The 7,396-nt window shown below is 73.7% G+C and carries 7 protein-coding genes; 2 read left to right on the top strand and 5 right to left on the bottom strand.

The genetic code is table 11. The features are described 5' to 3' along the window. The 4 genes from ACSW7Y_RS14905 to ACSW7Y_RS14890 all read right to left on the bottom strand — a co-directional run. Nucleotides 1-1,335 (bottom strand): AAA family ATPase (locus ACSW7Y_RS14905; RefSeq protein WP_438127025.1); only part of this gene is annotated, 1,335 nt, incomplete at its 3' end. Further along, nucleotides 1,335-2,498, bottom strand: coding sequence for a metallophosphoesterase family protein (locus tag ACSW7Y_RS14900; protein WP_438127024.1), 1,164 nt, complete (start codon nucleotides 2,496-2,498; stop codon nucleotides 1,335-1,337). The genes ACSW7Y_RS14900 and ACSW7Y_RS14905, both read right to left, overlap by 1 nt. A 69-nt stretch (nucleotides 2,499-2,567) precedes the next feature. After that, nucleotides 2,568-3,749 (bottom strand): S24/S26 family peptidase, encoded by a 1,182-nt coding sequence (locus tag ACSW7Y_RS14895; RefSeq protein WP_438127023.1) that lies wholly within the window; start codon nucleotides 3,747-3,749, stop codon nucleotides 2,568-2,570. A 42-nt stretch (nucleotides 3,750-3,791) separates the two neighbouring features. Next, entirely contained in the window at nucleotides 3,792-4,388 is a 597-nt protein-coding gene (locus ACSW7Y_RS14890) for a hypothetical protein (protein WP_438127022.1), read from the bottom strand. Nucleotides 4,389-4,641: 253 nt separating this feature from the next. Between ACSW7Y_RS14890 and ACSW7Y_RS14885 the strand changes: the two genes are divergently transcribed. Then, nucleotides 4,642-5,157 carry a MarR family winged helix-turn-helix transcriptional regulator gene (locus tag ACSW7Y_RS14885; protein ID WP_438127021.1) on the top strand — a complete coding sequence of 172 codons (516 nt, stop codon included), beginning with the start codon at nucleotides 4,642-4,644 and terminating at the stop codon, nucleotides 5,155-5,157. 10 nt (nucleotides 5,158-5,167) lie between these two features. Further along, nucleotides 5,168-5,677, top strand: coding sequence for a mycothiol transferase (locus tag ACSW7Y_RS14880; protein ID WP_438127020.1), 510 nt, complete (start codon nucleotides 5,168-5,170; stop codon nucleotides 5,675-5,677). Nucleotides 5,678-5,777: 100 nt separating this feature from the next. On the opposite strand, the gene ACSW7Y_RS14875 is transcribed toward ACSW7Y_RS14880, so the two are convergent. Next, nucleotides 5,778-7,396 (bottom strand): DEAD/DEAH box helicase (locus tag ACSW7Y_RS14875; RefSeq protein ID WP_438127019.1); only part of this gene is annotated, 1,619 nt, incomplete at its 5' end.

Below are 7,396 nucleotides of genomic sequence, written 5' to 3'. Positions count from 1 at the left end.
GGCGAGCGCCGTCCGGTCGCGGCGGACGGACGCGAGACGTTCGACCTCGTGCTCGGCGGCCGCTCGGCCGGCGGCCGTCACCGCCGCCGCAGCTGCCCGGGCGGCGAGGTCGGCCCGGCCGTCGGGTCGCGACGCCAACGCACGGTCGAGCTCGGCCACGCGTTCGTCGAGCGCGAGCAGGTCGCGGCGGGCTGCGTCGAGGGTGGCCGTACGCGACTCGATCCGCCGCGCGACGTCGACCAGGTGGCGCTCCGGTCCGAGCGCCGTGCGGAGGCGTTCGTCGAGTGCCTCGACGTCGGACACGTGGTCGAGGCCGTGCCGTTCGCGGAGGGTGGCCGCGTCGGCACGAGCGGCTGCGGCGCGGTCGCGCGCGGCGTCGAGGCTGTCGGCGAAGGAGACCACCCGGGCTGCACGGGCCGACCGCTCGAGACGGGCTCTGGCGGCCGCGAGCTCCTCGGCACCCGCGTCGAGCTCGGCCAGTCGCGCGAGGAGGTCTCGACGGCGGTCCACCGCGGTCAGGCGGGCGCGCAGCAGTGCCTCGTGCTCGGCCGTGGCCAGGGCAGCGGCGGCGGCCTCGGCCCGCGTGCGCTCGGAGCGGTCTGCTGCCTCCTGGAGTGCGTCGACCGTCGACGGCACGTCCGATTCGGTGGCGGTGTCGGCGCCCGCTGCCTGGGCGAACCGGGCCAGTGCGTCGCGCACCCGGGCGTCCGCTCCCTCGACCTCGGCGAGCACGGCCCGACGACGTGCGGCGAGCTCGTCAGCGGTGCGGTCGTAGACCTGCGTGCCGAACAGTGACTGCAGGAGCTTCCGACGGTCTTCGCCCGGGGATCGGAGGAACCGGGCGAACTCCCCCTGCGGCAGCACGACCGTCTGGAGGAACTGCGCACGGTCGAGCCCGACGATGCGGGTGATCTCGGCCCCGACCTCCGGGATGCGGGCGGACAGGGGTTCGCCCGCGGGGTCGGTCGGCGCGGCGAGCCGGAGGAGTTGTGCGGATGCCTGCTGCTTGACCGTCCCGGACCCTCGTTGCTTCGGGCGGTCGTACTGCGGGGTCCGCCGGACACGGAACACCCCGGCGCCGGTCTCGAAGACGAGCTCGACGTACGGCTCGACCGACGGGTCGGCGTGCTGGCTGTGCAGCCGGTCGCTGCTCGCGTCGGCACCGGCGAGGCCGCCGTAGAGGGCGAAGACCACGGCGTCGATGATGGTCGACTTGCCGGACCCCGTCGGGCCCTCGAGCAGGAACACCCCCGACGCGGCGAGCGCCGCGAAGTCGATCGTCACGGTGTCCGGGTACGGCCCGATCGCGCGGAGTTCCAGGCGGTGCAGGTACATCAGCGGTCCCCCTCGGTCTGCAGGGCCCGTGCGGCCGCCTCGTACGCCTCGGTCAGGACCGCGCGGTCGTCGTCGTCCGGCACGGCACCGGTCGCGAAGGCGACGAAGTCGGCCGCGACCTCGACCGGGTCGGAGGTCGCCGTGACCGCGCGTGCCGCCGGCCGCGCGGCGACGTCGGTGGGTTCGTGCGTGATGGCGAGCGCGTGCGGCAGGTGGTCCTTGACGCGCTGGTACATCCGTTCGGGGTGCACCGTGTCGGTGACCGCCACCCGGACCCAGGCGTCGGCGTCGGACGCGTGCACCCCGGACTCGATGTCCGCGATGGTCGCCCGGACGTCGACGAGCCGCCGCGGGACGGGGGCGGGCAGCAGCTCGACCGTGACGCTGCCGTCCGCCGCGAGGTCCACCAGGGTGACGGACTTCGCCTGGTGCCGCTCCCCGAAGGAGAACGCGAGCGGTGACCCGGCGTAGCGGATCCGGTCGCCGTGGCCGACCCGCTGCGGGCCGTGCAGGTGCCCGAGCGCGACGTAGTCGAACCCGTCGAACGTCGAGCGCGCGACCATGTCGACACCGCCCACGCGGATGTCCTGCTCGCTGTCGCTCGGTTCGGCGCCGCCCACGAAGGCGTGCGCCACGACGACGCTCCGCGTGGCGGTCCGGGTCAGGAGGTCGGCGCGGACCCTGTCGGCCGCGGCACCGACGACCGCCTGGTGCGACCGCGCGAGGGGTTCGTCCGGCACGGCGGCGAGGGCCCACCGGGTGAGGTCGGGGTGCAGGTAGGGGATGCCGTAGACGGCGACGGTGCCGTCCGGGTCGTCGACGAGCACGGGCGTGGCGATGCCGGCGGGTTCGGCGAGGATGCGGACGCGGGAGGCCATGACGCCGGCGCCGAACCCGAGTCGGGCCGCGGAGTCGTGGTTGCCCGGGGTGATCACGACCGTCGCGTGCTGGGCGAGCCGTTCGAGCGCGCCGGAGAGCATGCGGACCGCTTCGACCGGCGGGATCGCCCGGTCGTACACGTCGCCCGCGACGACGACCAGGTCGACCGACCGGTCGCGCACGACGTCGACGAGGTGGTCGAGGAACGCGGCCTGGTGGTCGAGCAGGTCCGCGCCCAGGAGGGTCCGGCCGAGGTGCCAGTCGCCGGTGTGCAGGATCCGCATGCGGTCACGGTAGCGCCGCCCTCGGACATCCCGCGGCACCCCACGGACGCTGTGGAGAACCGACGCGGTTCAGGGGGTGCCGCAGCTCAGGGCGCCCCCGACGAGGGCACGCTGGACGACGGCGGACGCGGTGCTCGTCGACGTCCAGTTGCCGACGTAGTTCACCCGGACCGTGGCGGTGTACGTCCCGCCGAGCGGGAGCAGGCCGGAGCCGACGACCCGGATCGGTGCGGTGCTGCCGGCGGGACCGGTCGCGAGGACCGTCTGGCCGTTCATGACCGAGAACGACGTGGTGGCTTCGATCGGTCCGGAGTACGCGAACGCGATGGTCACCGTGCCGTCACCGACCGGTGCGCACGTGACCCCGGTGGCGAGCGGCAGGGTGAGCGCGGAGTAGGTCGAGACCGTGCTGGTCGACCGCGCGAACGGCGCCGCCACCGCCGAGGGCGACAGCAGGGTCCCGAGTCCGACGGCCAGCAGGACCACGGCGGCCCCGCCACCGAGCCGGCGCGCCCGCCGGGACCGCCGAGCACGTCGACGGAGCGAGCGGCGGGTGTCGGTCGCACCACGAGCGGACGGGAGGGACGGTGCGGGCCCGCCCCGTGCCTCCAGGCCGTCGCCCGGTCGCGACGGACCGTCGCCGTCCCCGTCATCGGGACCGTCGCCGGACGACTCACCGGACGGGTCGTCGTCGGCCGTCGCGAAGCGACGGAGCGACCCGTCCACGGCGCACAGCGCGAGCACGGCTCCGGACCCGAGGCCGAGCAGGACCAACCGTGCCCACTCGCCGGACCGGAGCCAGGTGATCGGCGCGGCGACGAACGGGATCCGCAGGAACGCCACCCCGTGGACGGCCTCCGGTCCGAGCGGTGTGGAGTCGGCCTGCGGGTTGGCGTCGCCCTTGGTGACGAGCGTGCCGCTCGGCCCCTCCTCGAGGTAGCGGTGCATCCGGAGGTGTCCCGGCTGGTCGGGGTCGTCGGCGAGCAGGATCCGACCGGGCCGCACCTCGTCGGCGGCGACCGGGCGGGAGACGACGACGTCACCGGGGAGGAGCCGGGGCTCCATCGACCCGGTCATGACCGTGGTCGGCTGCCACCCGATGAGCGCCGGCGCCGCGGCCCAGAGCGCGAGCCCCAGGACGGTGGCGACGACACCGCGAGCGAGTGTCCCGACGACGACGCGCCCCCAGTCGACGGCGTCGTGGAACGCACTGCGCGGTGTCCTGCCACCGGGCACGGCGATGCTGACCACGAGGACCTCCGACGGGGAGCGCGACGACGGGTGCGGGACGACTCAGCTGTTCTGGGCCTCCCACGTGAAGCCGAGCGCCGCGGTGCCGCCCTGGATCGAGTTCGGCGCCGTGGTCGGCACCGAGTAGGTGAAGCGGTAGACGCGGGTCTCCGAGGCCGTGCCGGTCGGCGCCCAGTTCCCGACCCCGTTCGCGAAGTTCGTCGATGCGGAGCCGAAGCCGTCGACCGTGCCGGAGTAGAGGTTGCCCCCGGTCCCGACGGTGAACCCCGTGCAGGAGCCGAACCCGCCGCCGGTGCCCTGCTCGACCGTGAGGTTGATGTTCGCGGCGAGCGCCTTCGTCGTGGCCGCGTTCGTCCCGTAGAGCTTCACGGTCGAGGGCAGCGATCCGGTCGAGGTCACGGCGATGCAGTTCGTGCCCGTCGACCCGGGCTTGAGGCCGGTCGCGGTGAAGAGTGCGGTGTTGTTGTCGTCGTCGGTGAGCGCGACGGTGCCGGCGGTCCAGTTGCTCGTCGGGTTGACGGTGGTGGCCGAGAACGCCGAGTACGAGGCGGTCGAGACGACGACACCCGAGGCGACGAGTGCGGCGGGGACGGCGATCCAGGCGGCGAGACGGGCAGCGCGAGGGGTGACACGGGACATGGGTGTGCTCCAGCGGAGAAGAGATCTGATCGGTGGTCGGCCCGGACCCGCGGTGGTTGGTCGCGCTGCGTGCCGTGGTGTGGCGGTCGAGGTGAGCGACCGTCGCGTTGTTACGATCATCAAGCTACTTGGTCATCGTGCGTCTCACAAGACGAGGGATACCCCCCGTTCCGGGGATGGTTCAATCATTGAGATACCTGCATGATGAGCGGTACGGCGCCCGACGCGTCGCCCCCCACCCGAGAGAACCGTGATGACGGACCCCACCCCCGTGCTCCCCGCCCGCCGGGCCGACGCGCTGCCCCCGGCGCCCACCTCGCCCGACGTCGTCGCGGCAGCGCCGGACGCCGATCTCGACCGGCTCGTCGACGCGTTCCGACTCTTCCAGGCGCAGCACACCCAGGCCCTCGAGCGAGCGAGCGCAGCCCGCGGGCTCGGGCCGACCGACACCCGCCTGGTCTTCCACCTCGCCGCAGCCGACGGCGAGGGCATGACGCCGAAGGAGGCCGGTGCGTTCCTCCAGCTGTCCACGGGCGCGATGACGTCGCTCATCGACCGACTCGAGCAGCGCGGCCACCTCGAGCGTCGGCCGAACCCGGACGACCGCCGGAGCATCCTCCTGCACCTGACCCCGGCGGGAGCAGCCGTCGCCGCGGAGATCGGCGGGCCCTGGCGCACGATCTTCGCCGAGTCCGTCCCGCCCGCTGACCGCGTCGCGCTGGCGGAGCTGTTCGACCGGGTCGGTTCCGCCCTCGCCGCGCGCGCGTAGCGTCGCGGGCATGACACCCTCCGAACTCCTCACCGAAGCGTTCTCCCGCGTGCCGGAGACGATCGGCCGCGCCCTCGACGGACTCTCCGAGGACCAGCTCGCCGCCCGTCCGGCCGCCGGCGCGAACACCCTGGCGTGGCTCGCCTGGCACGCCGCACGTGGGCAGGACGCCCAGGTCGCGGACCTCGCCGGGTCCGAGCAGGTCTGGACCGCGGACGGCTGGGTCGACCGGTTCGGCCTGCCCTTCCCGGCCGAGGCACTCGGCTACGGCATGTCCCGCGACGACGTCGGCCGCGTGCGGGCGTCCGCCGAGTTGCTTAACGGCTACCTCGACGCGGTGACGGCGAGGACCGTCGAGCACCTCGCCACGCTGTCCCCGGAGGACCTCGACGCGGTGGTCGACGACGCGTGGGACCCGCCCGTGACCGCCGGGGTCCGGCTGGTCAGCATCCTCGACGACTGCGTCCAGCACGCCGGCCAGGCCGGTTACGTCCGCGGTCTGCTCTTCTTCAACCACTGACGCGGCTGTCGCCGCCGGAGCGGCAACGGACGGGAGGCCCGTGGCGGTGTCGCCACGGGCCTCCCGTCCGTCATCGGGCACGTCCAGTGCCCCGCGCGCGTCAGCGCGCCGCGAGCTCCGCGACCAGGCGGTCGCCGGGTGCGGCGTCCACGAGGTCGGCCTCGATCTCGGCGTTGTCGAGGATGCCCTCGATCTTGCGGCGGCGGTTCCGGGTCACGATCGTCACGACCGTGCCCTCGGCGCCCGCGCGACCGGTGCGGCCGGAGCGGTGCATGTACGCCTTGTAGTCGTCCGGCGCGTCCGCCTGCACGACGAGCGAGACATCGTCGACGTGGATGCCGCGGGCGGCGACGTCGGTCGCGACGAGCACGTTCACCCGGCCGCTCGACAGGAGCCCGAGGTTGCGGGTCCGTCGCGACTGGTTGAGGTCGCCGTGGAGCGAGGTCGCGCGGATCCCGGCGTCCTCGAACTGGTCGGCCAGACGCTCGGCGTACGCACGGGTCCGGGCGAAGACGATCGTCTTGCCGGAGCCTGCGACGAGCTCCTCGAGGAGCTGGTCCTTCTGGCGCTGCTCGACCACGAGCACGCGGTGGTCGATCGTCGAGGACGCCTGGTCCTCCCCCGCGACCTCGTGGACGCTCGGCTCGTGCAGGAACTCCGACACGAGCGAGGCGACCTGCGCGTCGAGGGTCGCACTGAACAGGAGCTTCTGCGCGCGGTTGCCCTGCGGCGTCACCTCGGCGGTCGCGGAGAGGATCTCGCGCACCGGCTCGAGGAACCCGAGGTCGCACATGTGGTCGGCCTCGTCGAGCACCGACACGATGACCTCGCTGAGGTCGAGCTTGCCCTTGTTCATGAGGTCCTGGACGCGACCGGGCGTGCCGACGATGATGTCGACGCCGCGCTCGAGCGCACCCTCCTGACGGCCGTACGGGACGCCGCCGTAGATCTGCGTCGTGAAGAGGCCGACCGAGCGGGCGATCGGCTGCACCGTGCGGTCGATCTGCAGGGCCAGCTCACGCGTCGGCGCGAGGATGAGCGCACGCGGGGCGCGGCCCATCTTCCGCTTCGTGCCGCCGCCGTGCTCCATGAGCTTCTCGACGAGGGGCGCACCGAACGCGATGGTCTTGCCGGAGCCGGTGCGGCCGCGGCCGAGCACGTCCTTGCCGGCGAGGACGTCGGGGATCGTGGCGGCCTGGATCGGGAACGGGCTCGACGCGCCCATCTCGGCGAGGGTGCGGGAGATGTTGCCGCCGATGCCGAGGTCGCCGAAGCTCACACCCTCGACGTCCGCCGCGACGGTCGCCTCGGCCTGGAGCTTCTCGAGCTTGACGTCGTCGGCCGGCACGTACGGGGTGCGGGAGTCGTCGCGGTCGGAGCGGTCGCGGCGCGGGCGGTCGTCGTCGAACGAACGGCGCGGACGGTCGTCGAAACGACGGGGCGCACGGTCGCGGTCGTCACGGTCGAAGCGCTCGCGGCGGGGCCGGTCATCGTCGAACGAACGGCGGGGCGCACGGTCGTCGCGGTCCTGTCGGGGCGCGCGGTCGTCACGGTCGAAGCGACGCGGGGCACTGGGCCCCTGCTCGCCGGTACCGGCGCGACGCGGAGCGTGCGGAGCGTCGTGACGGCCGTGCGAGGAGGGAGCATCACGGTCGAACCGACGCGGGGCACTGGGCCCCTGCTCGCCGGTACCGGCGCGACGCGGAGCGTGCGGAGCGT

Source organism: Curtobacterium flaccumfaciens, from assembly GCF_051548005.1.
Taxonomy (GTDB): Bacteria; Actinomycetota; Actinomycetes; order Actinomycetales; family Microbacteriaceae; genus Curtobacterium.
The sequence above is the reverse complement of the archived record's forward strand: the minus strand, read 5'-3'. Positions and strand labels throughout refer to the sequence as shown.

Bases quoted from the DNA above. Each gene is read 5' to 3' on its own strand.
- ACSW7Y_RS14900 (WP_438127024.1), bottom strand. From the start codon at position 2,498: ATGCGGATCCTGCACACCGGCGACTGGCACCTCGGCCGGACCCTCCTG.
- ACSW7Y_RS14890 (WP_438127022.1), bottom strand. From the start codon at position 4,388: ATGTCCCGTGTCACCCCTCGCGCTGCCCGTCTCGCCGCCTGGATCGCC.
- ACSW7Y_RS14885 (WP_438127021.1), top strand. From the start codon at position 4,642: ATGACGGACCCCACCCCCGTGCTCCCCGCCCGCCGGGCCGACGCGCTG.
- ACSW7Y_RS14880 (WP_438127020.1), top strand. From the start codon at position 5,168: ATGACACCCTCCGAACTCCTCACCGAAGCGTTCTCCCGCGTGCCGGAG.